A 24,020-nucleotide genomic window follows, 5' to 3' on the forward strand; every position below is an offset into this window, starting at 1 on the left:
GGCTCTGTCCCTTGCGGGGTAGTGCCCCCTAAAGATTTGGAGGCACTATGTTAAAGCGATATTTTCGGCACTTCTTGAAACAGCGTGGTTTCTCTGAAGTAAACGATGTGCTTTATTCCTTGGGGTACTGCCAAGGTGATGGATGCAGCTTCACTGCATCTCTGGATCTCTCTGAGGTCAAAGCACTGTTACCTTTCGTTTATTCTGATGATCATACGAGAGCAACTGATCGAGTAAAAAACCTGATCAGTTTGCGCAATTTGGGGAAGGTGCTTGAAACCGAGGAAGACCTTACGGTGACTATTTCTCAGTCGGGCAATTATGTCCATGAGAACACTATGAGTTTTGACTGGGAAACTCCCTGGGGAGATGCCGAGGGCAGTGCAGATCTCTACGATGACCTGGTTGATCGCATCGAAGAATATGCCAAAGATACTGCGAAAGTAATGGCCGATGTTGGCTATTCGATTATCGAGGCATTTCAGCAGGAAGAAGAGTGTACATGGTCTTTCAAGACTGATCGCTATCTCTTTCAGTTGATAGAAACTAACGAAGAAGCCTGTAATACACTGGTCTCTGACTATGATGAAGACTTCTTTATATCGTTGGTTGAGTCCTTGATTGCTGGAAAATCGAAAATCACCGGCCTGAAGGCTCAGGTTTTTGATCTGACGGCTGTTGACATCGATAATGTCAGTGTTGAGGAACCATTAGAGGTAATCCATCTTGGGGGCGTTGAATACAGTCCTGGAGATAGAAGCTATGGTGGTTGTCGCCGTGAGCTCGTTGGTGAGTTGATCTCTGAAATTAGAGGTTCTACCCAGCAGACGCAGCGCCAGGCAGCATGAGATAACCGGGGGGGGAAACCCCTGGTTATTTCCTTGGCTTTTCCCCGGAGAGACCAAAGAAATAACCAGAATTCGCCACTTGTGGTGATGTTGGTAGCTGACCAACTCAATAATTCAGCATTTCATTAACCCTACAGGGGCATTGCTCCCTGTGGGGATCGTGCCTCTTCAAAATACGGAGGTACGATGAGTATAAAATTGCTATACAGCAGCTTTGAACCACAGTTTTACAGCTGGTATACATGGTTTTACCGTGTGTATCCAAAAGTGAAATTCGTTGTTGATTTGCTGATCATTCTTAAGATTTTTATCTGCTCGCTGGTTCCAAGTTTTAACCTGTTGAATTGGTAATGGTAAAACTCTTAAGTATCCCAAACAGGGGTGCATACCCTGTTGGGTATGCATCCCATCAAAATATTAGGATGCACTATGTCACACTCTATTAGCACAGGCGGTTCGGTTAGTTTTATCGAGCCACCAAAAGGCATTGTCGATCGCATTTATGAGGTCGTCCATGTCGTTGAAAATGTACTTCCGAATGAAGATGTTTGTGTAGTTAGCGCCCCAGGTGTTAACCCTATCGCAGCATTGGAATCGGAACTCAAACCTACTCACTAACTAAAGGAGAAACACTATGTCGGCAGCGACTAAACTACCGTACTACGATGCCTCCAAGGTTAGAGAGAAAGCTTCTGGCCGCTGGCTGGAAATCTTTGCCTATCTCGCTTACGAGGAATTTGGCGAAGCTATTCAAAAACCTAAGAAGCATCATACTTGCCCAATCCACGGCACTAGAAATAAGAGCGGGAAAGGTGATGGCTTTAAGTTTTTTAAAGATGTAGTTGACTCTGGGGGTGGTGTTTGTAACACCTGTGGCCCTTTTCCTGATGGTTTTCGTCTCCTTCAAGAAGTTAAGGGATGGGACTTCAGGACAACTCTTGCGCATGTTGCAGAGTTCGTTGGGGTAAAGTCTGAACAGGAAGAGCGCGAAGCCAAAAAATCTTCTCGCAGTAGTACTTCCAAACCGGCTCCCACGCAGCCTCAATCTACTACCGCTAGTCAATCTGGAGGCGTCGTTCCGATTTCACCTCAAGTGAATCAGGTTGAGCCCTCAGCTCATGATGTTTCAAAGTTTGCTCCAACGCCTGAACGGATGGAGGAGATTAAGAAACTTCAAGAGCAGATTGCAAAGCGACAGGCCCAGGCCAGTGCCGAAGCACAGGAGCAGATCGATCGCATTTGGCGTGAATCAATTCCTTTGAACAATGGCATTCCTGGACCACTCTACAAGTACCTCCAAAAGCGAGCGGTATTGCTTCGGCTGGAGGTGTTGCTAGAAGGTGATAACATTCGTTTTCACCGTGAGTTGCCTTATTACGATGAGGACGATGATGGCAAAGTGATTGTTGTTGGGAAGTTCCCTGCAATGATTGCTGCTATTAGAGATCTCAAGGGCAACATTATCACTTTGCATCGGACCTATCTCACCCCTCGTGGTGCTAAGGCCAATGTTGAGTGTCCTCGCAAGATGATGGCAGTACCAGATGACAAAACTGTAACTGGTTGTGCTATTCAGCTTGGCGGGTTCCCTACTGACGGAGTGATAGGCGTTGCGGAGGGTTATGAAACCGCTGCTTCACCTTTGCGGGTCTATGGTATTCCAACCTGGTCCTGTGTCTCTGCTTCCATCCTCGAACAGTTTGAACCGCCGAAAGGTGTTCACACTGTCATTGGCTGGGAAGACAAAGACCGTTCGTTGAGAGGGGAGTTGGCCATGCAGGCACTCAAGGTCAATCTCGAAGAAAAAGGTATTCGGTTCATCCGCATGCCTATTCGTCGAAAGATCCCTACCGGGGCCAAATCCATTGATTGGAATGATGTATTGGTCAAGGAAGGTATCATTGGCATGCCAGCATACAACCAACTGATGAAGGTGATTCAAGGAGGCTGAAATGGGCCTCTACAATGTTGCCTTTATTGACACTACTCCTGGTGCTAACGCGGAATGTCCTTTTTGCCCCCCTAAGGGGAACGAAGGCAGCCCGCAAGAATACTGGGAACTGTGTCGAAGCCGGTATAAAGCAGACCTCTGCTTTAGCCAGCGCATGGTCGTAGCGGCTAGCTATGCTGCTCGACCAGAAAATACAGTTGCGACAAAGCTTGAAGTTGTTGGCCCTTATGCAGAGCTAGTATGGAAAATACTTGCTTCGCTAAAAGGCACGGCGGAAGCTTCTAGCAGCTGAACTTTAAACACTAACCCGGAGGGGACAGTACCCCTCCTGGGGTGACTGTGCTCCTCCATAAATTAAGGAGCACATTATGAAAAAGCGCATCAAAGCATGGGCGAGAATGATCGCCGTGTTTTTTAAGCTATTTAAGCCTCACGTTTTCGACCGCAGAGAAGTAATTGCGGACGATCTCCGGAAAATCGGTACCTACAGCTTAGGGCTCGCCCTAGTTGCAGGAATCGTAGCAGGAGATAAAATAACAGATACTGAAGCTCTGGCCATTTTTGGTTTCGGGTTGATTGTCTGGTTAATCGGAATAGGTTTGAGTAGTAAACCTAAGGAGGACTAAGATGACCCCACTATTGTCTATGTTGGGCATCTTGTTGATTGTTATAGTGTTTCTCGCGTGGGGAGCATCTTCAGACAGTCACAAGAAACCACAAGCAAAAAAGGGTTAAAAGAGCCGTCTTCGGACGACTCACTTCATTAGATCTACCTCTAATAAAAAGGGCCAGTTTCTGGCCCTTTTTTTATATCCAAAATTCGAGCATATTTTGATCATATTCGTGCCACTGTCTTATCGACCTGGAGATCCTGTGGCTCCAGCGTCCCCTCCAGGGCACCATCATAGTGATCCTCATCGATAAACCCCAATCTGCTGGCTACCTGAACGGCAACGGTGTCCCGACCAAACTTCCTGGCCACAGCTGCTGCTCCGGGGCAGTGGGATACCTCTTTGGTGGTGTAATCTCCATCATCACTAAAATTCACCCCATCAGGCCTATACACCGTTTTATGGCACGAAAAAGTCATTGAGCAGGCTCTCGATGATTTCTTCCTTCCTGCCTTGCATAAGCTCAATCGCCTGGCCATCACTTCTGAAAGGGCAGTTTGCACAGGGCTTTTTTAAACTGAATTGCTTGTCCATTCCTTGAGAGTCTCTACTTTTTGAAACAGCATCTCACAACAATACGAAAGAGCAACGGCGTGCGACAAATACCACCGAAAAGGGGGTGTTTCTATGCCGGTGGTTTGAACCGATTTGGATAAACTACAGGCTCCGAAAGTCTTATAACCCAAGGATTCTAACATCAATGAATAGAGCGCAATTGCTATTTGCGGTACTTAGCTTTGTATCTGTACAGCAATCCTTCGCCCAAGAAGTACCCAAATGTCCCTCAACCCCATATTTGATCGTTTCTCCAGGGGAATACGACCACACCAGGTACGCTCCTTCACAGCAGGAACGCCTGTATGACGGTGGCTCATTCTTCGCCTCCATTGATGGTGAAGATGATGACAATGGTGATGGAGTGTCAGACTACCTTGTGCAACCTACATGGGTGGCCTCACATATCAAGGCATATCAAGCTGATCGGCCAAGCGGCTATGCTCCAGCATTCAAGCGCCCGAGTACTTGGTATCGGCTGAAGGTATTCGACGAAGAAAGGGAGCACTTTAAATCAAAAAAGCGTATCGATGACTCTTATCGCGGGGTTGGCAACACCTGGAATCGCGGCCACCTGGCTCAAAGGGCCGACGCTAACCGTATTGCTCCAGAGTACGGTTGCAATACTCACGTCTTCGCAAATGCTGTTCCTCAAAGGGCTTCGCTAAACCAAGGGATCTGGCTGGGCCTTGAAAACTACATCTCGTCCTTGGCCAACCAGAGAGGTGAGGTCTGGATAGTCACTGGTCCAATCTTTTCTAAGAACACTAAACTGGAGACGATCGGAGATGCTGGGGAGATCCCGGTACCCATCCCTGACCAGGTATTCAAAGTGGTCTTCATGGAATCCGATGCTGGTGTACAGGTACTTTCGTTTATCTATGACAACAAGTATGACGACACGCCACCTGAGTACAAATCTGGCAGGTGCCAAAGTGACCTACGTTATGACCACACACCTTTCCTGGTTTCTCTTGCCGATGTGGAAAGAGCTACCGGCCTGACCTTCTTCGGGGACGTTGATCAAGACCTATCAGAGTTCAAGGAGCTGAGGGCGAGCCGATTGCCTGCCTTGGAAGCAGACAATCATGTTGGTTATTGTTTATAAATTGGATACCACTATGAATATAAATAGAAATCTTTTTAGCCCTGCCAATCTTGTTAACTCACTGACCATGTGCTGCGTGGTAGGGGGCATCCTAGCCTGTGGTTATTACAAAGATTCCCCACAAATTGTTAGCATTGCATCGTTAATCGCGTTGGCTGCATGGATGGCCGATCGTGGCATGGCATATATGTATCGATCTACCTTCTCAAAGCTTACTGTGGCTGAAGCTACTGACCTGTCCTTTTTGAGGCAAATTATGTGATGCGCTGAATATTACGCCTGACAAATTGCTTTTGCCCGTACTCAATCACTACAAAAAGCACAAGAAAACGAGAAAGTAGAATCTGATCTAGACCCGCTCACGGTGCATATATTCCGTGGTCATGGTAGTTGAGGATAAAACCCATTACGTCTACTTATTGCTTTGGGCAGGTCGAAAATTACACACCCTCACAGGAGGAGGGTGTGCTTTCAAGGCTAGTCGGCTTTTGCAGCTTATTCGCTATGGCGATTTTTACCCGGTCAACCGCTGGGACCGAGTTCAGCTCGAGGCCTTGAATCGTCAATGATTTGCTAAAAATTTTGGGAGCTGCTTGTCACTTCGACTTTGCACCTTTGGCGAGCAGCCACAGCTTTCGTTGCGGCTTGTTCACATCAAAAATGCGGGAACAGGTTGATTTTGAGAGTTTTAAAATGGCCGTGTAATCATGTGTCCAGATAATGGTTGACGCATCAATTACAGACGTTAAAGGGGGATAGGCCAGGTTAATGCTCCTCGGAAGGCCATGGTTTGGCGTGGCCTACAGCGATTTTGGTCTTTGTCAGCGGGAAAAATCCCCAGAACTCCAAGATGCTACAGATTACAACCCCATCAAGCGGGAAGCTGCTACAAGTGTAAGAGTGTAAATGCAAATATAATTGATAATCAATCGTATCTGCGTTAATGTGTGTGCCATTACATTTTTGCTAGCTGTTTTTTTGGGGATTTATATCATGTTCAAGCGATCCTTATTCGCAGTGGCCATTGTGCTGGCCAATCAGTCCTTGGCCGACGGTGGCCGTATGGAGGAAGTCACCATCATCGGCGATCCAGCAGATGCGCAACAGCTACCGGGGTCTGCCTTTGTCGTTGATGAGCAAGAACTGGCGAAGTTTGAATACACCGATATCAACCGCATGGTGCGCCAGGTGCCAGGAGTTTATCTGCAAGAAGAGGACGGTTTTGGTCTGAGACCCAATATTGGTATTCGCGGTGCCGGTGCTGAGCGTTCCGAAAAGATTACCCTTATGGAAGACGGTGTGCTAATTGCCCCTGCGCCCTATTCGGCTCCCGCAGCCTACTACTTCCCGACTGCAGGGCGTATGAGCGGTGTTGAGGTGCTGAAGGGGGCCACTATTCTGCGTCACGGTCCATCGACGGTGGCGGGTGTGGTTAACCTGATCTCCACCCGTATTCCCGAGGAAGCTCATGGTCAGCTCAACCTGGAGGCTGGTGAATTCGGCAGCACTCGTGTCAATGCCAGCTATGGCGACAGCGGAGAAAATTGGGGATGGCTGGTGGAAACTCACCAGCAGGAGAGCGATGGCTTCAAGGATATTGACCGCTCTAGCCGCGACACAGGTTTTGATATAGAAGACTACGTGCTCAAGGGCCGCATCAACAGCGACAGCCAGGCGACTGTCTACCAGCAACTGGATGTCAAATTTCAGTACTCGGAAGAAACCTCCGACGAGACTTATGTTGGCCTTACCGATGCTGACTTCGATGCCGATGAAAATCGTCGCTACGGCCTGAGCGCGCTCGATCAGATGAATACCCGCCACTCGGGCGCCAATCTCCGTTACTTGCTACAACTCAACCCACAGCTCAGCCTGACCACTACCGCTTACTACAACAAATTCAAGCGTGACTGGTTTAAAGTTGACAAGATTGATGGCAGTAGTTTCGGTAGTGTAATCGACGCGGCTAACAATGGCGATCTAAACGCTCAGGGCATACTTGATGGCAACGTTGATGCGGACATCAGTATCAAGCACAATAACCGGGAGTACCTGAGCAAAGGGATTCAGTTGGTCGCAGACTGGACGTTTGCGAATCATCAGCTGCAAGGTGGCATCCGCTACCACGAAGATGACGTGGACCGCTTCCAGCCAACAGAAGTTTACCGACAGACCAGTGGTGAACTGATCTTTAACGCCATCAACGATCCCAGCTCGAGTAACAACCGTGTAGAGGAGGCTGAAGCGCTGGCATTGCATGTGATGGATGTCTGGGCTGTTACCGAGGCGCTGGAGTTGACTTTGGGTTTGCGTTACGAAGATATCGAAACCGAGCAACGCCGCTACAGTGACATAGCTCGCAGCTCCAGCACCGTAACCGCGGAAAATCGCGTTGATGAGTTATTGTGGAGCGTTGGTGGCACCTATGACCTGAATAGCCAGTGGCAGCTATTAGCAGGTGCCCATGCCGGTTTTGCTCCGGCCTCCCCGGGGTCTCAGGAAAATGTTGACCCGGAGAAGAGTACTAACTACGAAGCCGGCGCTCGCTTCCAAGGTGACAACTTGAGTATCTCCGCCGTAGCTTTCTACAGCGATTATGAAAATAAGGTCACCAACTGTTCGGTTGCATTCCCCTGCGGCGTTCTCACCAGTGGTTCGGAAAGTGAAGGAGAGTCGGAGACCAAAGGCCTGGAGTTCACCTTAAGCAGTAGCCTTTACCAAAATCGCGACCTCAACATCCCGCTGACGGTGAGCTACACCTACACCGATGCCGAAATTACCGATGCAGCCGATTCCGGTAACCAGGATGGCGACGTGCTACCCTATGTGCCGGAAAATGTCTTAAATGCCCAAGTTGGGTTTGAACTGGCTTCGGGCTGGAGTACCTACCTGAACGCCAGCTATGTCGATGAAATGTGTATTGAGACCAGTTGCGAGCGCCGCGGTGTTGATGACACTTTTCTGAAAACGGATGACGTGTTGGTCTTTGATTTGGCTACCCACTATCCGCTCAACGAAGCGACAAGCGTGTATCTAAAGGTGGATAATCTGTTCGATGAACAGGATATCGTCGCTCGCAGTCCGGGCGGGGCTCGTCCTGGGAAGCCCCGTACTGCAAAGGTAGGTTTTAAATTCACGTTCTAAGGGTTTCAGATCTCAATCGCTTTTCTCATTTCTCACGGGACACGCAGTTGTCCCGTGATTGTTTGTAGGGGCGGTCTGCTAAGCCAACATAACTTGTTCTGGTCAAGCCTAACCGGACACTTTCAATTGGACATCTCATAGCCCGCCGGTGACATACTGTTGTTAGCGGTATGCAGACAGTCATTGTTGTAATAGCGGATATACTCCGCCACATTCCGTTTCATATGCTCCCGTGTAGGCTGAGTCACTTTCAACACACAATCATGTTTGAGACTACCAAAGTAACAGCTTCGGCACTCCAGGTAACGGCATCATTGTCTAAAAGCAGAGTGTCCGGTTCAATCAGGCTGGAACAGAAGGAGATGGCACACCCTCACAGGAGGAGGGTGTGCTTTCAAGGCTAGTCGGCTTTTACAGCTTGTTCGCTATGGCGATGTACCCAGTGGTAAAGCACGGGCAATACAAAAAGTGTTAGCAACGTCGATGAAATAATACCTCCTATGACTACCGTTGCCAGAGGCCGCTGAACTTCAGCGCCAGTCCCCGTATTGAGTGCCATGGGTATGAAGCCGAGGCTTGCGACAAGTGCAGTCATTAATACCGGACGCAATCGGATTAATGCTCCATCAACAACTGACGCTAGCAGGTCGCCTTTTTCATGCCAGAGGTCGCGAATAAAGGCTAGCATTACCAAGCCGTTCAGCACGGCGACACCTGACAGGGCAATAAAACCAACTCCCGCTGAAATTGATAACGGCATGTCCCGCAACCAAAGGGCAAGAACACCTCCCGTGAGTGCTAAAGGAACGCCAGTAAAAATAATCAATGCATCCTTGAGCGAGCCGAAGGCCATCACCAATAAGCCGATAATAATCAACAGGGTGATTGGAACAACAATGGCCAAGCGCTGACTGGCAGATTCCAGCTGTTCGAAGGTGCCACCGTAATCCAGCCAGTACCCCGGTGGTACATCGACATCACTGCTAATACGTGCTTTGACATCGGCAACAAAGCTACCGAGGTCGCGGCCTCGTACATTCGCGGTGACCACCACCCGGCGCTTACCGTTTTCCCGACTGATTTGCGCAGGTCCCGGCGAAATATCCAGCGTAGCGACTTCTTCTAGGGGAATATAATCACCATTAGGTAGCGGGACGGGTAAAAAGGCCAGTCGGTCGATGTCGCGGCGCAGTGTTTCGGGTAAGCGCACAATCAACTCAAAGCGCCGGTCACCCTCGTACAGTAAGCCTGCCGATTCACCGCCAATGGCAGCAGATACCCAGTCTTGCAGCTCCACGACATTTAATCCGTATCTACCCAGCGCTGTACGTTTGGGAATGACTGACAAAGTTGGCAATCCGGTCACTTGCTCAACCCGCGCATCAGCCGCGCCAGACACCTGATTAATCGCTGTAAGTATTTCGTTGGCGGTTAATACCAATTGATCGAGGTCATCGCCAAATACCTTAATGCCAAGATCGGCACGTACACCGGAAATTAACTCGTTAAAACGCATTTGTATCGGTTGGGTAAACTCGTAGTTATTGCCCGGCAACTGTTCCAGGGAGGCTTCCATTTCTTCCACCAACTCATCCTTGGTTTTACTGGAATCTGGCCATTCACTGCGCGGTTTTAATATCACGAAATTATCCGCGACATTCGGTGGCATTGGGTCGGTAGCCACTTCGGCAGTACCGATACGGGCGAAGACCTTATCAACCTCGGGGAAGGATTTAATGCGTTGTTCAAGGATTTCCTGCATGGCGACGGCTTGCTCCAGCCCCGTGCCTGGAATACGCATGGCGTGTAGTGCGATATCACCCTCATTCAGCTGCGGAATAAATTCTGAGCCCAGGGTGCTTGCCAGCCAGATGCATCCCGCGACCAATACGGCTGCGAAACTCACAACCGCCCAACGAAATTTAAGTGCCAGCTGCAATAGCGGCCTATAAATGGATTTCGACTTGGTAATTACCACACTTTCCTTTTCGCTGATCTTGCCGCGTAAAAAGACGGCAACAGCGGCAGGGACGATAGTTAACGAAAACACCATGGCAGACAGTAATGCCATAACAACAGTTGCCGCCATAGGGTGAAACATTTTCCCTTCAACGCCGGTGAGGCTGAAAATGGGGATGTAGACTACGGTGATAATGGCGACACCAAACAAGCTAGGTCGAATCACTTCAGCAGTCGCTTCATATACCGTATTCAGGCGTTCGCGCATCGCTAGTTGACTGCCGTTTTGTTGTGCCATTGCTAATCGTCTTACCGAGTTTTCAACAATGATGACAGCACCATCGACGATTAAACCAAAATCCAGCGCGCCCAGACTCATCAGGTTGGCAGAGACTCCTGTTCTGACCATGCCAGTCATTGTTGCTAACATAGAGAGCGGGATGACCGCAGCGGTGATCAACGCTGCCCTGAAGTTACCAAGTAACGCAAATAACACAACAATGACCAGCAGTGCGCCTTCGAGCAGGTTTTTGGTGACGGTGGCAATGGCTTTGTCCACCAGTTGCGTCCGATCATAGACTGGCTCGACGGTTACCCCATCGGGTAGCGAGTCCTGTATGGCTTCGAGCTGGAGGGCAACATCGCGCGCCACAGTGCGGGAGTTAGCGCCGATCAGCATCATCGCTGTGCCGAGCACCGTTTCTTTACCGTCCTGCGTTGCAGCGCCAGAGCGTAGCTCCTTGCCAATACCAATCTCGGCCACATCCAGAATCTTTATCGGTACACTGTCGCGCTCGGTAATGATGACATTGCCGATGTCTTCTACGGTAGCCAATTGACCGGGAGAGCGTACCAGTAGTTGTTGGCCGTTGCGCTCGATGTAGCCCGCGCCACGATTATCATTATTGGCTTGCAGGGCATTGACCAGGTCTTCGACACTGATGCGGTAGTAGAGCAGCTTTTTAGGGTCCGGCGTCACATGGTATTGCTTATTGAAACCACCAATGCTGTTGATCTCGATCACGCCTTTGACCTGCGCCAACTGGGGTTTGATAATCCAGTCCTGAATCTCACGCAGGGCAGTCGCATCATAGGGCTGGCCGTTCGCCATGGTGGCATCGGGTGAGGCTTGCACCGTGTACATAAAGATTTCGCCAAGCCCGGTTGAAATAGGCCCCATCTTTGGTTCGATGCCGGGTGGCAATACGCTTTGGATCGCACCTAAGCGATTATCAATCAAATTACGTGCGGCATAGATATCGGTGCCTTCTTCAAATACGACAGTGACTTGAGACAGGCCATAGCGCGATAGTGAACGGGTATACGACAAGCTGGGTAACCCGTACAAGGCAGTCTCTACGGGATAGGTTATCCGCTGCTCTGCTTCCAGTGGTGAGTAACCCGGTGCCTCTGTATTAATTTGCACCTGTACATTGGTAATATCAGGCACGGCATCAATCGGCAATTTTTGGTAACTCCAGACGCCGATACCGATCACAATGAATATTAAACTGAGAAATAAATAGCGCCGCTCAATGGCAAGGCGCAGTATAGAATCAATCATGGTGCGCCCCTTAGTGTTCGTGTTCGGCTTCAGATTTTTCGATATCCGCTTTGATCAGATAGCTGTTTCGGTTGACATAGCGCTGGCTTGCGTTAATACCATCCAGTACTTCAACGTAATGATCATCGGCACGGCCAAGTGTTAAGGGCGCGAAGTGGTAAGTCTCCTCCTCTTGAATAAAAACACCGGAACGTCCGCCGAGCTGTTGCACCGCCTCTTTTTCAACGGCTAACGACACATTAAATTCGTCAATCACGATACGCCCCTCCACCAGTAAACCAGGCGATAGTCCCAGCTGCCTGTTATCCAGGTGTACGCGAGCGAGCTGATAGGGTTTATTAAGCGATGGAATGATATGGCTGATCTTGCCAGCAATGGTTTGTTTATCTGAGACAATCTCGACGGCTTGCCCTGTAGAGACGTTATCCCGTTGCGCTGGGTAGATACGCAGTTCGGCCCATAGCGTGTCAAAATCGGCGATGGAGAATAACACCTGATCCTTGGTGACTTCGCCGGTGTTGGCGTGGCGTTGTACGACCGTTCCAGAAATGGGAGCGCGTACCAAATATTTCTTCAGGCTTTCATCGGATTCTACTTCGGCGAGTAAGTCGCCCGCTTTGACTGTATCGCCGATACTGGCCTTAACAGAGGTAATCAATCCAGAAAAACGTGCCCGCATATGACTGAGTTGTTCCGGCCCGGTTGAGAGCACACCGTAACTGGTAATGGTTTGGTGGAGGATTTGTTCCGACGCGAAGGTTGTACCAATACCTACTTGGTCAGCCATATCGCCACTAATGCGACTGGCATTTTCTTCGTCGTCGTGAGCATCATCGTCTTCGTTAGTATCGCCATTTTTGTGCCTGTGATCAGGCTCATCACTTTCATCATGCTTGGCACTGTCAGTGGTATGAACCTCATGGTCATGGTCGTGACCATCGGAGTTTGCCTGAGAAAAAGCAGGGTTTGTTACGCTGAGAGTTACTGCGATAGTCAGGTATAAATAAAGTTGTGAAATTTTCATCGTGAATTCCTGTCGCTCTTGGCAAACTGTCTATTTGCCAAAGCGCTTTGTTAATAAGATAAATCGTTAGTTGCCAGTGGCTCTGCAATTAATTGCTCGATGAGTGTTTGATTGAGCTGTGCTGCAGTAGCGGCTTCAATATGTTGTTGCTTGGCAGTGAGCAGTTCTTCCTGTGCGGCAATCCAGTCTTGATAGCGGTAGCGACCGTTTTCATAGGCTTGTCGTGTCAAACGCAATGCCTGCTCCAGCGCGGGTAGGACATGTGAACTGAACTGCTCGACTGCAGCCTTATTCTCTTCGCGCTGAGAAAAGGCAGCGAACAAGCGGTTGTGTAACTTGAGCTGGGCATCAGCTTGCTGGTAGTCCACGGCATTGCGCTCGGCCAACGCCGAGGCGACGGCCCCTCGGTTACGTTTACCACTGAACAATGGAATCGAAACACCCGCAGTGAATGCAGTGTCATCTGTTTCTTCGAAACGCCTGACACCCAATTGCCAGCCAATATCCACGCGGCTTTGTGCCTGAGCCAGTTTGACCTCGGCATCTTTCAACCGAGCCTCGCTGGTGAAAATGGCAATAGCAGGTGAATGCTTGGCGCGTTGTAATAAACTGGCAAAATCATCGGAAGCGCCAAATGCAGACAGGCTGCCACTCAGCTCAGTAAAGTGGGGATTGGTACCGCCCCAAAAGCTGCTTAACGTTACCTTCTGACGATTAAAACTGCTGCGCAATGCCTGTAGTCGAATGGAAGTACGAGTGAGCGCTGCTTTAGCACGCATCACTTCCGCCTCTGGGGCAGCACCTTTAGACGCTCGCTGTTTAACGGTTTTTAGCATTTGCTCTGACAGCGCAACAGCCTCCATTGCAAGAGCAATGTTCTCTTGGGTGGAAAGAGAACGAATAAACGTTGTCGTTAATTCACCGAGTACATCCAGCGTTGCCGCTTGGCGCTCAAAATTTAAGCGGTCGGTTCTGGCATCAATCACCGCAACCCGTGAACGCGCCTTGGCACCCAGTTCAATCACAGAAGACAGTGCAAGGGTGGTTTCCGCGCTATCAACCCCATTAAACTCTCCACTGCCTGCGATGTTTTCGACCTCCAGCCCCAGGTTCAGGGCTGGAGAGAGCGAGCTGCTTTCGCGCTGTGCTACAAGGCTCTGCTGGCGAAAACGGTATTGGTACAACTGTGGATTGTTTTTCAGGGTGCGGGTGATGGCATCTTCCAGGGTTAGCGTTGTGGAAGCGTTGACGCGCCGCGACGCTTGTTCGGTGTCTTGCAGGGGCAACTTAGTTGAATCTGCCCAGCTAAACAGGGATAGGCTACCTAATAGTAAGGCAGCAATAATGCTTCGTGTTTGCATAAATCATAGTCCGATTTCTGTGAATATCAGTGCACACCACTGTGGCTGTATGCGGAAGTATTCGGCAACAGCAGGCGTGCAGGTAAAGATCAGAAATGATTTATACGTTGGGTGGGGGCGTGGGAGGTGCTTGAGAAAAGTTGAGGAGGTGTGGCTGATAAATAGCAAACTGCTGGCCATTCATATCACAGTTCAGAACGGGGATATTACTGGCGATGCTGCCGGTATGGCCGTGACAGCAATGTGAGCAATGCTCGCTGTCGCTATCTGAACCCGATTCATGCGGGCCATCGCTATCTAGGACATGCGCATAGTCGTCTCCATGGGGGTGTTCACCACCGGCGATATCGACTGTATTTTCGATACCCATAAAGAGTAACGAAAAGATAAACAGGTAAGAGATAAATGGACGCAACATTTGGTCAAGTCTATATCATTTGGTCTATATGACAAGCTGGATCAATGTGCATGAGATCACAGCGCTGCTTTTTTGGTGAATTTTTTTAACAATGCGACTAATTTCATCCTATGCTAGGGCTCAAGGCCCGTTGGACACACTATTTTGGGTAAAGTTTCCGTCCCGGCAAACCTCGTCGGGCAGCTCTAGTTCTATTGTTGTGTGGGACAAATGGTAGCGCTGCAAAATTGCTGAAATCTCTTGTTTAACCTCTTTCTGGGTTAAATTTCCAAGCGGCAAATCCAGTTCAAGGTGTGCGGTTAATACGTGGTTGTTACCATCAAGTGACCAAAGGTGGACGTGATGAACTCTTTTAACATTTTCAAGAGATACCAAGTCATTGATTATGTTTTGCTGAATTGTCTGGTCCGGTGTTGCCTGAAGAAAAACCTTAACGGTGTCAATGACGCTCCTAGCGACATTAAATAGTATAAATAGCGTAAAACCGATCGATAAGAGCGGATCTAGTATTGGGAGTTCGATAAAGGTAAGAACAAGCGCTATGAGTAATACTGCTACCCAGCCTAAAACGTCTTCCAGTAAATGCCAATTCAAAATCCGCTCATTCAGCGATTTCCCATGACTCAGTTTATAAGCCGCAAATCCATTAACAGCCACGCCAAATAGGGCTAGTAATATCATGCCCTCTGTATGCGGCATTTCGGGGTTAGATAAACGGGGTATGGCTTCGCTCAACACCCAAACAGAGCCGCCGATTAGAACCGCACCGTTAACCAGTGCTCCTAATAAGGAAAACCGCTGATAGCCGTAGCTATAGGTTTCATTGGCTTGCTTGTCAGCGATCTTGCTTAATATCCAGGCCAGTCCTATCGATAAGCTATCGCCGAGGTCATGAACCGCGTCCGCCATAATCGCTGTACTATTGGTGAGCCAACCACCAATAAATTCAATGATTGTGAACCCAAGATTGAGAAAGAATGCCCAACCGATACGCGTGGCGGATGGTTCATTATCGTGATTGTGCATACTGGATTAACCTAGCTCCATGATTCATGTTTTTCTTTTTGACATTGGTTTTTGGCGCTTCTTTGTGTTTGGCAACAGAGTGTAGCTATAGGCTAAAATAATTGCGTTCACGATTTCAATTGCAGAATACGGCGTGCGCCATTCAAAACGATTAGCCCGATCACGAATCCGATCACCAAATCCGGGTAGCGTGAACCTGTTAGTGCAACCAGTAAACCTGCCACGATAACCCCTAAATTAGCGATCACATCGTTGGCCGAAAAAATCCAACTCGCTTTCATATGTACGCCACTGTCTTTTTGCTTGTGGATCAGTACCAGGCACAGGCAGTTGGCTATCAATGCGATTAAACCAAAGCTCATCATGAGCATGGATAAGGGCTCACTGCCAAATATAAATCGCCTGATGACTTCACTCAGTGCGCCAAGTGCTAGAATCATTTGTAACCAGCCGGAAAAATGCGCAGCTCGCAGCTTCATACGGGCACCGTGACCAACTGCGTAGAGTGCTAATCCATAAACGGCAGCATCAGCAAACATATCCAGGGAATCCGCTATCAATCCGGTTGACTGGGCGTACCAGCCAACAACCATTTCAATACAAAACATGATGCCATTGATGGCTAACAGCCACTTGAGTATCCCGGCCTCTTTCTGATTGACGGCATCCTCCGAGGCGACAGCCTGAGATAATTCACTGCTGCCAACATTCTGGGTGGAGTCCAGCGTAGCGCCTAGACCCAGTGATTCGATACGTGACTGTATGGTTTCCAGGTTATTGTCATAAAAGACTTTGAGTTTTCGATGTGGCGTGTCAAATTCAAGGGCGATCCCTGGCCCAAGATCATCCAATGCCATACGGATCATCCGCTCTTCAGACGGGCAATCCATCTTGGGGATCGAGAATTGGCTGACAAATCCGCCGTTGGGTGGAGTGTCTGTCATAGGCGGTGAGGCTATATCGGCTTCTACCTGATTGGTACATTGCCCCGCGCAGCTATCCTTCATGAGAATACTCCTGTACTTAGATAGGATCGCAGTATAGACTCTATAGTAACTATAGAGTCAAGTTTCGGAGAGAGTGGTGCAGATTGGTGAGCTAGCGAAATTAACCGGGTGCTCCGTACAGACAATACGTTATTACGAAAAACAGAACCTACTTGAATCGACAGCACGCAGTGAAGGAAATTTTCGTCTGTATGATGCCTCAGCTGTTGAACAACTTATGTTTATTAAACATTGCCGTAGCCTTGACCTTGCTTTATCTGAGGTTCGTCAGTTGATCGAATTAAACCAATCGCCTGATATGCATTGCGATGATGTAAACAGTATGATTGATAATCATATTGAGCAAGTGGAGCAGCGCATGACGGAGCTAGAAAGGCTTCGACAACATCTAACATCGCTACGGGATAGCTGCTCAACTAACAGAACTGTCGAGGAGTGTGGCATTTTGAAAAACCTGTCGGCAAAGCAACTGGAGAATCCGTGATGCCTATTCCTTGTTATCTGATGCTATGCCTGCCGTAACGAATTCCTCCTAATTTTCGACCGCAGTATGGCCACAGCGAAAGCGAGTAGTACCAGTGTCTGGGACAATACTCCCTGCCAAGTTGAATTAACGCCAACCCATTCAATTGAAAAACTAACCGGCAATGGTGAAATATCGATAAAAGCGGCTTCTTGAAGAGCTGATACAGCCTTGCAGCGACGAAAAATAGTCAATCTTTCTAACGATATTATTCGAGGTTCAGGTACAGCCAGTCATTCGGAGGATCAAAGCCGCACAATATGAACTCGATATCAATGAGATCAGATAAGTACTGATAAGGCTGTATATGGCAGGGCTGATAGAGAAAGATGCGCGTAACAGTTACAAGTTATGTGACACAGACGAGCATGAAAGGAAAAGAGGAGATTAAAAAATAATCGGTTATGCTTTGGAATTTATTTAATAAAAACAGCCGGTTAAGGTTGTTTTGAGGGACGTGTATCTTGTAAGTAGACGCAGCGAGCCCTTGCAGAATCGAAGGAATTGAACTAATCTTCCTGCGTTGTGCTCTATGTACCCGAGACTTAAATTGACCGGCTTCTTTCAGTAAACCGAATTATGCGGACAGCAAAATACAGACATTTAATCGTAGCGCTACTGATGATGACTTTCATCGGTCAGGTAGTCGCGTCTACGAGTGTATCTTGCCAAAGTCCGTCTGCTCCAATGCAGGCCCCTGAACAGATGATGGATTCCGGCGTGATGGATCATTCTCAGCATATGGGTTCAGATACGGTCTCGTTGGATGGAATGGCTACCGCTGACTGCTGCCCTGATTGTGATTGCAGCTTGGGTGGGTGTTCCTCAGTGGCACTGCCTGCATACCAGTCTACTTTTTCTTCTAGCCTGAAGTCGCTAACCGGCCACTATGACGAGTCGGCTGATCTTCAGTTAGCTGTTTCTCTCTTTCGTCCGCCTATTGCCCGCTAATACAGGGTAAGTGCGCCTGAAATTCGGCGTTTTTTACTCAATTGTTATTGGCGGGAGTCTTCAGCGGTTTTCGATAAAAGACCTCAGAACTCCCAAATAGAAAGTCTGAAAAGACCTTATGCTCTGTGGGAGTTAGCATGAAATGGGTTGTTAGAAGTGTTGGGTGGATAGCCGCTACCACCTTGTTACTGTCGAGTGTAGTTGCGTGTTCCGATAAGGCGAGTTTAACCACTGCGTCGAGTTCAGTTTCCGGTGAAGCGATCTCGCTGGATGTCTATAAAAGTCGAACTTGTGGATGCTGCAAAAAGTGGGTTTCACATATCGAAGAATTCGGCTTTGAATCCGAAGTGCATCACCCAACAAATTTGAACAAGATAAAATCTGATAAAGGCATAGCGCCGCGTTATCAGTCCTGCCATACCGCTGTCACAAATGATGGCTATGTGTTTGAAGGGCATATCCCTGGCCCCGTCATCCAGCGCTTTCTCGCCGCTCCCCCTGAAGATGCCATTGGATTAGCTGTACCCGGTATGCCGGTGGGTAGCCCCGGTATGGAAGTGGGAGATCGCTTTGACCCTTATGACGTTTTGTTGCTGAAAAAAGATGGCAGCTCTGAAGTCTATCAGCATATCAGTGGGCCAACGGCTGGAAAGTGAACAGTGAGAGCAAACTATGAAAGATAAGCAATTAATCATGAGTTCCCCAATAGAGATTGACAGTTCACGCCGACGTTTTGTCACAGGCATGGCTGCAGGTGGGGCACTGCTAAGTCTGGGTTTAGGGCCGCAAATTTCCTTTGCAAGGCAACATACTGAACGCAGTCTTCCTCAAACCTTAACAGGCACCAAATTTGACCTGAATATAGGCTACCAATCGGTAAACTTTACCGGAAGAGAGCGAATTGCTACCGCTGTAAATGGCTCCGTGCCATCGCCGATTTTGCGTTGGCGAGAAGGCGACCGTGTCACTTTGCGCGTAACTAACAATCTCGCTCACGATAGTTCGATTCACTGGCATGGAATTATCCTGCCGACGGAGATGGATGGAGTGCCCGGTTTGAGCTTTGACGGCATTAAACCTGGCGAGACTTTCGAATACAGCTTTGATGTCAACCAGAGTGGGACGTACTGGTATCACAGTCACTCAGGGTTTCAGGAACAAACAGGCATGTATGGTGCCATCGTGATTGATCCGAAAGAACCGGACCCGGTGGCCTATGACCGGGATTATGTGGTGATGTTGTCGGACTGGTCTGATGAAACGCCAGAGGCTGTTTATGCCAAGCTAAAGAAACTTAGCCATTATTACAATTTTCGTGAGCGTACTGCCGGTGATCTGTGGCGTGACATCCGCAACAAAGGGGTAGCTCAGACCTGGAAGGAGCGCGCCATGTGGAACCAGATGCGTATGAGTGAAACCGATATCAGCGATGTGACCGGCTATACCTATACGTTTCTGATGAACGGTCAGACCCCTGATGACAACTGGCTAGGGCTGTTTAGAAAAGGGGAGAAGGTGCGGTTGCGCTTTATCAATAGTGCTGCCATGACCATTTTCGATGTCCGTATTCCTGGTCTAAAAATGACCGTTGTCGCCGCTGACGGACAGAATATCGATCCAGTCACAGTCGATGAATTCCGTATTGGTGTCGCGGAAACCTACGATGTGATTGTCGAACCCAGCGTAGAGTCAGCCTATACGGTATTTGCGCAAGCCATTGACCGTACCGGCTATGCGCGCGGCACGCTCTCTCCCAATCCTGAGTGGCAGGCGGAGGTTCCTGCTATGGACCCGGCACCTGTGCTGGGTCACCGAGATATGGGCATGGGAATGGATCACAGTATGCATGGGGGGCAGGCAATGGCTGGTATGGCGGCTATGGATCACAGTCAGCATGATATGGGGGCGAATAAGGGGATGGATCACAGCCAGCATGGTATGCAGACAGTTGATCATGGCCAGGGCTCGGGCCTTGGTAAAGCTGGTTTCGGTAGCAACAGGCCCATCAGCCATGTAAGCACTGAGTACGGCCCCCAAGTGGATATGCGGGCTGACAGCCCCATGGATGGTCTAAGCGATCCAGGTATTGGGTTGCGCGATCACCAGCGGCTGTACGGGCGGCGTGTACTGACTTACGCGGATATCTGCAACTATTACCCCACACACGATCCCCGAGAACCTAGCAGGGAAATCGAACTGCACTTGACTGGCAATATGAGTCGCTACATGTGGTCAATCAATGGGATCAAATTTTCTGATGCCGACCCAATCCAGTTGAAATACGGCGAACGTGTCCGATTTATCCTGGTGAATGACACCATGATGACACACCCTGTGCATCTCCATGGTATGTGGAGTGAACTGGAGACAGGCGATTCGAAATATATTCCCCGCAAGCACACCGTTATTGTACAGCCGGGATCTAAGATCAGTTATCTGGTCACCGCCGATGCGAGAGGCCGTTGGGCTTATCACTGTCATCTTCTCTATCACATGCCCGGTATGTTCCGGGAAGTCCGCGTGAGCTAAGGAGGTGATGATGAAAAGTGTAAAGACAATTGTATTCCAACTCGTTATGGCATTGGCTGCAACAGCTTCTATGGTCAACGTCAGTTTGGCTGGGGCTAAGGATGACCCGGTTCTTACCATGTTGCAGTTTGATCAGCTGGAGGTGCGGGACGGGGAAGACGAAAACCCGCTGGTATTGGAAGGCCAAGGCTGGATTGGTCAGGATCTGAATAAGTTTTGGCTCAAGGCTGATGTTGAGCGAGATGATGGAAAAACGAAGGAGGCTGAACTGCAGGCGCTATACAGCAAGGGAGTTGCGCCTTATTGGGATTTTCAGGTCGGTATACGAAGGGACTTTCAACCAACACCGACTCGAAATTGGGCAGTGATCGGGTTCCAAGGCCTTGCCCCCTACTTTTTTGAAGTAGATACGGCATTGTTTATCGGCGAAAGCGGTCGCACAGCGTTGCGAGTGGAGGCTGAATATGAACTGCTGTTTACCCAGAGGTTGATTTTGACGCCGGAGATTGAAGTCAATTTATATGGCAAAAACGATGAGGATCTAGGTATAGGTTCAGGTCTATCTGATATTGAGGCTGGATTAAGATTACGCTATGAAATCCGGCGAGAGTTTGCCCCATATATTGGTATTAACTGGAACAAGAGCTTTGGTAATACGGCTGATTTTGCGCGTGAAGAGGGAGAGGATACTGACGACCTACAATGGGTTATTGGTATCCGCGCGTGGTTTTAGCAGACATTAACAGATATTAAAGCAGCACTTTTATATTGATATGAGGATTTGCCTATGAAGAAAACAAAGATTGCAATTTATGTTTTATTAGCCGGTTTTTTTGCTGCCGGATTTGTCCATGCTCACGACCCGTCTCTGCATAAGGAAAAGATGGAAAAGCCAAAATGCGAGGCAATGAAAAATATGGATCACTCAAAGATGGATGCGAATGATCCGGTCATGCTGGCGATGATGAAAAAATGTAAGGGTGCAATGCATGACGATGAACATCATGCAGGGCATTCGGAGCATAAGACCGGCGATAAGAGCGAGCCCAATCAGATGAATCAACATAAAGATGGGCATAACCATTAACTTAACTGGTATGGCGGCAGGCACAGCTGCTTGCCGTTACTGGTTTTATTGAATGACCGTTGATGTCATTAGGAACATAAAATGAATATGGTTAAATCCCTTGTACTTATAGTGGCCGTTGTTTTGGTGGGAGGTGTGGGCTATCTGTACTCTGGGGCCTATCCTATGGGCGCTGACGTTCCTCACAACAAGCTTACTTATTGGTTATTGGAAACCCTGCGTGAGCAATCCATCAAGAAAGCTTCAGGAAGTATTAGTGTTCCTCCACTGGGTGATCCTGGATTGCTTCTCTCTGGTGGCGCTGACTATAACGATATGTGTGTTTCTTGCCACCTGAAGCCTGGAAAGGAGCAAAGCGATATGAGTATTGGTTTGTATCCGAAACCACCAAATCTGAGCAAGACCTCAATAGAGCATGGACATGATCATCCTGATCAAACAGATGCAGAGCAAACCGCTCGACGCCAGTTCTGGATTATCAAACACGGTATTAAGGCTTCAGGAATGCCCGCGTGGGGACCAACTCATGATGATGAGCGCATTTGGGCGATGGTTGCATTCCTGCAGAAGCTGCCTGAATTAAACCAAGAGCAATATCAAATTATTACAGCGCGAGACGAATCAAATACCTCGTCTCATCATTAACAAAAGCGAGAGAAATAATGAAATACTTAGTAGCTACAATCTGCATGCTAATGATATCTACGGCAGGTCATGCACATAATGGTGAAGATCCAGTGAGAGATTTGGAGAAAAAGAGATCTTATGTACTTCAGTACCAAAAAGATTTCCAGGTGGCTTCCAGCAAAACGGAAAAGATTAAGAGCATCAAGAGACAGGTATCTACATTAAGAAGTACTGTGTTACTTCTCAGAAATTCGTTAGCTAAAGAGAATAGCTCAGTCCGTGCTAGCCTAAGCAAGCATGATCTGGACTATCTGGCCGCAATGAAAAACAGTCTGAAAGATATGCAGGAATTGCTTGACCAATTAGAGGATACGATAGAGGGGTAACGGCATATGTCCCTGGCTGAGGATTCTTGCTGTCTTTTGGGGCGGATATATACCCCAGGAAGACAACCTATGTGTGCAACATTTGATTTAGGTCAACTATTGCTGCCAGCAATGATAATATGCTTTAAACGTTATAATTTAAGAGTGTGTCTATGATTCGTTTGATAGGAATAGCATTGGTGATTTGGGGGTTGATCGTTCAGCCTCTGATGGCCGCTATGCCTGCCCCAATAACGGATGAAAGCTCGCATTCTATTGCTATGGCAGATTCTGGTGTCATGGCCCACCCCATGGGGCATCATGGTAGTCAAGATGCAAAAGAGCAATCGAAAGCTCCTTGCCATGAAAAGACTGCCGACTCTGCTTCCTCTGAGTCCTGCGACAATTGCGATGTAGATTGCATGAATGGAATATGTGGCTCTTCCTGCGTGATGAGTGGGGCAACAGCATTCCAAAAGTCATCGGTTAATCTTGACCTGTTCAGCAGCTCTCTTGTAGCTGCTTCCTCAGGAGCACGTGCCCACGGGCTCCCTTCCCGTATTTTTCATCCTCCGAAACACGCCTAATGTCCGAAAGGCGTCACTGCGCCTGCTATTTCGGAATTCCTAAACGTTGACCTATTGACCTAGGTGCTACACCCAGGTTGTACGATCAAATCCTTGACCACGGTGCGTCTAACTTCAGCGCTCCGACAGTAACTGGAAAGTATTTGCGAAACCAATAGCTGATTGCGAATACACGTCAGGATGAAAGGTGTTATGAAAACGGTAACTGAAATCGCCAGACGATTTAATGTGAGTGCTGACACTATTCGGCACTACACCAAGCTGGGTTTGCTCTCCCCGGAAAGGGATACAGCCAACGGCTATCGACGTTATGGAATACAGCAAGAAAGACGCTTGCGCTTTCTATTGTCGGCCAAAAGACTGGGTTTCAGCCTGAAAGATATTCGAGAAATCCTGGATATGGCGGCGTCCGGTGATACCCCATGCCCGTTAGTTCGAAAACTCATCGACCAGCGACTGGAGGCCATTCGTGAAGAGATGCTTGATGCGCAGAAGCTCATGGCACGTATGGAATCGGCATCCAGTGATTGGCGTGAATTACCTGACCGTGCTCCTTCAGGGGAGAGTATTTGTCACCTTATCGAAACTTGGGATAGCGCCAATCACTTGATAGAGGAATACAGCGGTAATCATATCCAGGAGTCAAAGTCATGAATCGTAATGCAAATGGTCCAGATACTTCAGTCCGTTCCGCTGACACCCCAATGGAAGTCCA

Annotated in this window: 25 protein-coding genes; 17 read left to right on the forward strand and 8 right to left on the reverse strand. The window is 48.6% G+C overall.

Going from position 1 to position 24,020, the window contains the following annotated elements:
- Window positions 1-47 precede the first annotated feature (47 nt).
- The 4 genes from ACGHZ6_RS25210 (at window position 48) to ACGHZ6_RS25225 (ending at window position 3,425) form a co-directional block, all read left to right on the forward strand.
- Complete coding sequence (locus ACGHZ6_RS25210) at window positions 48-848, forward strand: hypothetical protein (RefSeq protein ID WP_390619233.1); 801 nt, start codon at window positions 48-50, stop codon at window positions 846-848.
- Window positions 849-1,277: 429 nt separating this feature from the next.
- Complete coding sequence (locus tag ACGHZ6_RS25215) at window positions 1,278-1,466, forward strand: hypothetical protein (protein WP_390619234.1); 189 nt, start codon at window positions 1,278-1,280, stop codon at window positions 1,464-1,466.
- 16 nt (window positions 1,467-1,482) lie between these two features.
- On the forward strand, window positions 1,483-2,799 hold the full coding sequence (locus ACGHZ6_RS25220; protein ID WP_390619235.1) for a toprim domain-containing protein: 1,317 nt from the start codon (window positions 1,483-1,485) through the stop codon (window positions 2,797-2,799).
- Between the two features lie 368 nt (window positions 2,800-3,167).
- Window positions 3,168-3,425 carry a hypothetical protein gene (locus ACGHZ6_RS25225; RefSeq protein ID WP_390619236.1) on the forward strand — a complete coding sequence of 86 codons (258 nt, stop codon included), beginning with the start codon at window positions 3,168-3,170 and terminating at the stop codon, window positions 3,423-3,425.
- Window positions 3,426-3,634: 209 nt separating this feature from the next.
- Here the strand turns inward: ACGHZ6_RS25225 and ACGHZ6_RS25230 are convergent, their stop codons facing one another.
- Entirely contained in the window at window positions 3,635-3,889 is a 255-nt protein-coding gene (locus ACGHZ6_RS25230) for a hypothetical protein (RefSeq protein WP_390619237.1), read from the reverse strand.
- A 281-nt stretch (window positions 3,890-4,170) separates the two neighbouring features.
- Here ACGHZ6_RS25230 and ACGHZ6_RS25235 point away from each other — a divergent pair, with 281 nt between their 5' ends.
- The 3 genes from ACGHZ6_RS25235 to ACGHZ6_RS25245 all read left to right on the forward strand — a co-directional run bounded on the left by ACGHZ6_RS25235 (window position 4,171) and on the right by ACGHZ6_RS25245 (window position 8,277).
- Complete coding sequence (locus ACGHZ6_RS25235; RefSeq protein ID WP_390619238.1) at window positions 4,171-5,133, forward strand: DNA/RNA non-specific endonuclease; 963 nt, start codon at window positions 4,171-4,173, stop codon at window positions 5,131-5,133.
- Window positions 5,114-5,395: a hypothetical protein gene (locus tag ACGHZ6_RS25240; RefSeq protein WP_390619239.1), complete on the forward strand. Its 282-nt coding sequence runs from the start codon at window positions 5,114-5,116 to the stop codon at window positions 5,393-5,395. Before ACGHZ6_RS25235 ends, ACGHZ6_RS25240 begins: the two co-directional genes overlap by 20 nt.
- Before the next feature lie 731 nt (window positions 5,396-6,126).
- Window positions 6,127-8,277, forward strand: coding sequence for a TonB-dependent receptor family protein (locus ACGHZ6_RS25245; protein WP_390619240.1), 2,151 nt, complete (start codon window positions 6,127-6,129; stop codon window positions 8,275-8,277).
- Between the two features lie 122 nt (window positions 8,278-8,399).
- On the opposite strand, the gene ACGHZ6_RS25250 is transcribed toward ACGHZ6_RS25245, so the two are convergent.
- From ACGHZ6_RS25250 to ACGHZ6_RS25280, 7 genes are all read right to left on the reverse strand, one after another.
- Entirely contained in the window at window positions 8,400-8,579 is a 180-nt protein-coding gene (locus ACGHZ6_RS25250) for an IS3 family transposase (RefSeq protein WP_390619467.1), read from the reverse strand.
- A gap of 98 nt (window positions 8,580-8,677) precedes the next feature.
- Window positions 8,678-11,800, reverse strand: coding sequence for an efflux RND transporter permease subunit (locus ACGHZ6_RS25255; RefSeq protein WP_390619241.1), 3,123 nt, complete (start codon window positions 11,798-11,800; stop codon window positions 8,678-8,680).
- Between the two features lie 10 nt (window positions 11,801-11,810).
- Window positions 11,811-12,824 (reverse strand): efflux RND transporter periplasmic adaptor subunit, encoded by a 1,014-nt coding sequence (locus ACGHZ6_RS25260; RefSeq protein ID WP_390619242.1) that lies wholly within the window; start codon window positions 12,822-12,824, stop codon window positions 11,811-11,813.
- Between the two features lie 50 nt (window positions 12,825-12,874).
- A complete protein-coding gene (locus ACGHZ6_RS25265) occupies window positions 12,875-14,185 on the reverse strand; it encodes a TolC family protein (protein ID WP_390619244.1) in 1,311 nt (436 codons plus the stop codon).
- A 100-nt stretch (window positions 14,186-14,285) separates the two neighbouring features.
- A complete protein-coding gene (locus ACGHZ6_RS25270; protein WP_390619245.1) occupies window positions 14,286-14,603 on the reverse strand; it encodes a hypothetical protein in 318 nt (105 codons plus the stop codon).
- A gap of 120 nt (window positions 14,604-14,723) precedes the next feature.
- Window positions 14,724-15,629: a cation diffusion facilitator family transporter gene (locus ACGHZ6_RS25275; RefSeq protein WP_390619247.1), complete on the reverse strand. Its 906-nt coding sequence runs from the start codon at window positions 15,627-15,629 to the stop codon at window positions 14,724-14,726.
- Window positions 15,630-15,736: 107 nt separating this feature from the next.
- The gene (locus tag ACGHZ6_RS25280) at window positions 15,737-16,636 is read right to left on the reverse strand and encodes a cation transporter (RefSeq protein WP_390619248.1); all 900 of its coding nucleotides are present in this window, start codon (window positions 16,634-16,636) and stop codon (window positions 15,737-15,739) included.
- A 76-nt stretch (window positions 16,637-16,712) separates the two neighbouring features.
- Here ACGHZ6_RS25280 and cadR point away from each other — a divergent pair, with 76 nt between their 5' ends.
- From cadR to ACGHZ6_RS25330, 10 genes are all read left to right on the forward strand, one after another.
- A complete protein-coding gene (gene cadR, locus ACGHZ6_RS25285) occupies window positions 16,713-17,120 on the forward strand; it encodes a Cd(II)/Pb(II)-responsive transcriptional regulator (RefSeq protein ID WP_390619249.1) in 408 nt (135 codons plus the stop codon).
- A 726-nt stretch (window positions 17,121-17,846) separates the two neighbouring features.
- On the forward strand, window positions 17,847-18,110 hold the full coding sequence (locus ACGHZ6_RS25290; RefSeq protein ID WP_390619250.1) for a hypothetical protein: 264 nt from the start codon (window positions 17,847-17,849) through the stop codon (window positions 18,108-18,110).
- 137 nt (window positions 18,111-18,247) lie between these two features.
- Entirely contained in the window at window positions 18,248-18,766 is a 519-nt protein-coding gene (locus ACGHZ6_RS25295; protein WP_390619251.1) for a DUF411 domain-containing protein, read from the forward strand.
- 16 nt (window positions 18,767-18,782) lie between these two features.
- Window positions 18,783-20,639: a copper resistance system multicopper oxidase gene (locus ACGHZ6_RS25300; RefSeq protein WP_390619252.1), complete on the forward strand. Its 1,857-nt coding sequence runs from the start codon at window positions 18,783-18,785 to the stop codon at window positions 20,637-20,639.
- 46 nt (window positions 20,640-20,685) lie between these two features.
- A complete protein-coding gene (locus ACGHZ6_RS25305) occupies window positions 20,686-21,372 on the forward strand; it encodes a copper resistance protein B (protein ID WP_390619468.1) in 687 nt (228 codons plus the stop codon).
- A 54-nt stretch (window positions 21,373-21,426) separates the two neighbouring features.
- Window positions 21,427-21,726: a hypothetical protein gene (locus tag ACGHZ6_RS25310; protein WP_390619253.1), complete on the forward strand. Its 300-nt coding sequence runs from the start codon at window positions 21,427-21,429 to the stop codon at window positions 21,724-21,726.
- A gap of 81 nt (window positions 21,727-21,807) precedes the next feature.
- On the forward strand, window positions 21,808-22,371 hold the full coding sequence (locus ACGHZ6_RS25315) for a c-type cytochrome (RefSeq protein ID WP_390619254.1): 564 nt from the start codon (window positions 21,808-21,810) through the stop codon (window positions 22,369-22,371).
- Window positions 22,372-22,388: 17 nt separating this feature from the next.
- The gene (locus ACGHZ6_RS25320) at window positions 22,389-22,739 is read left to right on the forward strand and encodes a hypothetical protein (protein WP_390619255.1); all 351 of its coding nucleotides are present in this window, start codon (window positions 22,389-22,391) and stop codon (window positions 22,737-22,739) included.
- A gap of 152 nt (window positions 22,740-22,891) precedes the next feature.
- A complete protein-coding gene (locus ACGHZ6_RS25325) occupies window positions 22,892-23,305 on the forward strand; it encodes a hypothetical protein (RefSeq protein ID WP_390619256.1) in 414 nt (137 codons plus the stop codon).
- A gap of 192 nt (window positions 23,306-23,497) precedes the next feature.
- Window positions 23,498-23,959, forward strand: coding sequence for a MerR family transcriptional regulator (locus ACGHZ6_RS25330; RefSeq protein WP_390619257.1), 462 nt, complete (start codon window positions 23,498-23,500; stop codon window positions 23,957-23,959).
- The last annotated feature ends 61 nt before the right edge of the window (window positions 23,960-24,020 follow it).

Origin of the sequence: Maricurvus nonylphenolicus (assembly GCF_042854845.1) — a bacterium.
In the GTDB taxonomy this organism is placed as follows: domain Bacteria; phylum Pseudomonadota; class Gammaproteobacteria; order Pseudomonadales; family Cellvibrionaceae; genus Maricurvus; species Maricurvus nonylphenolicus.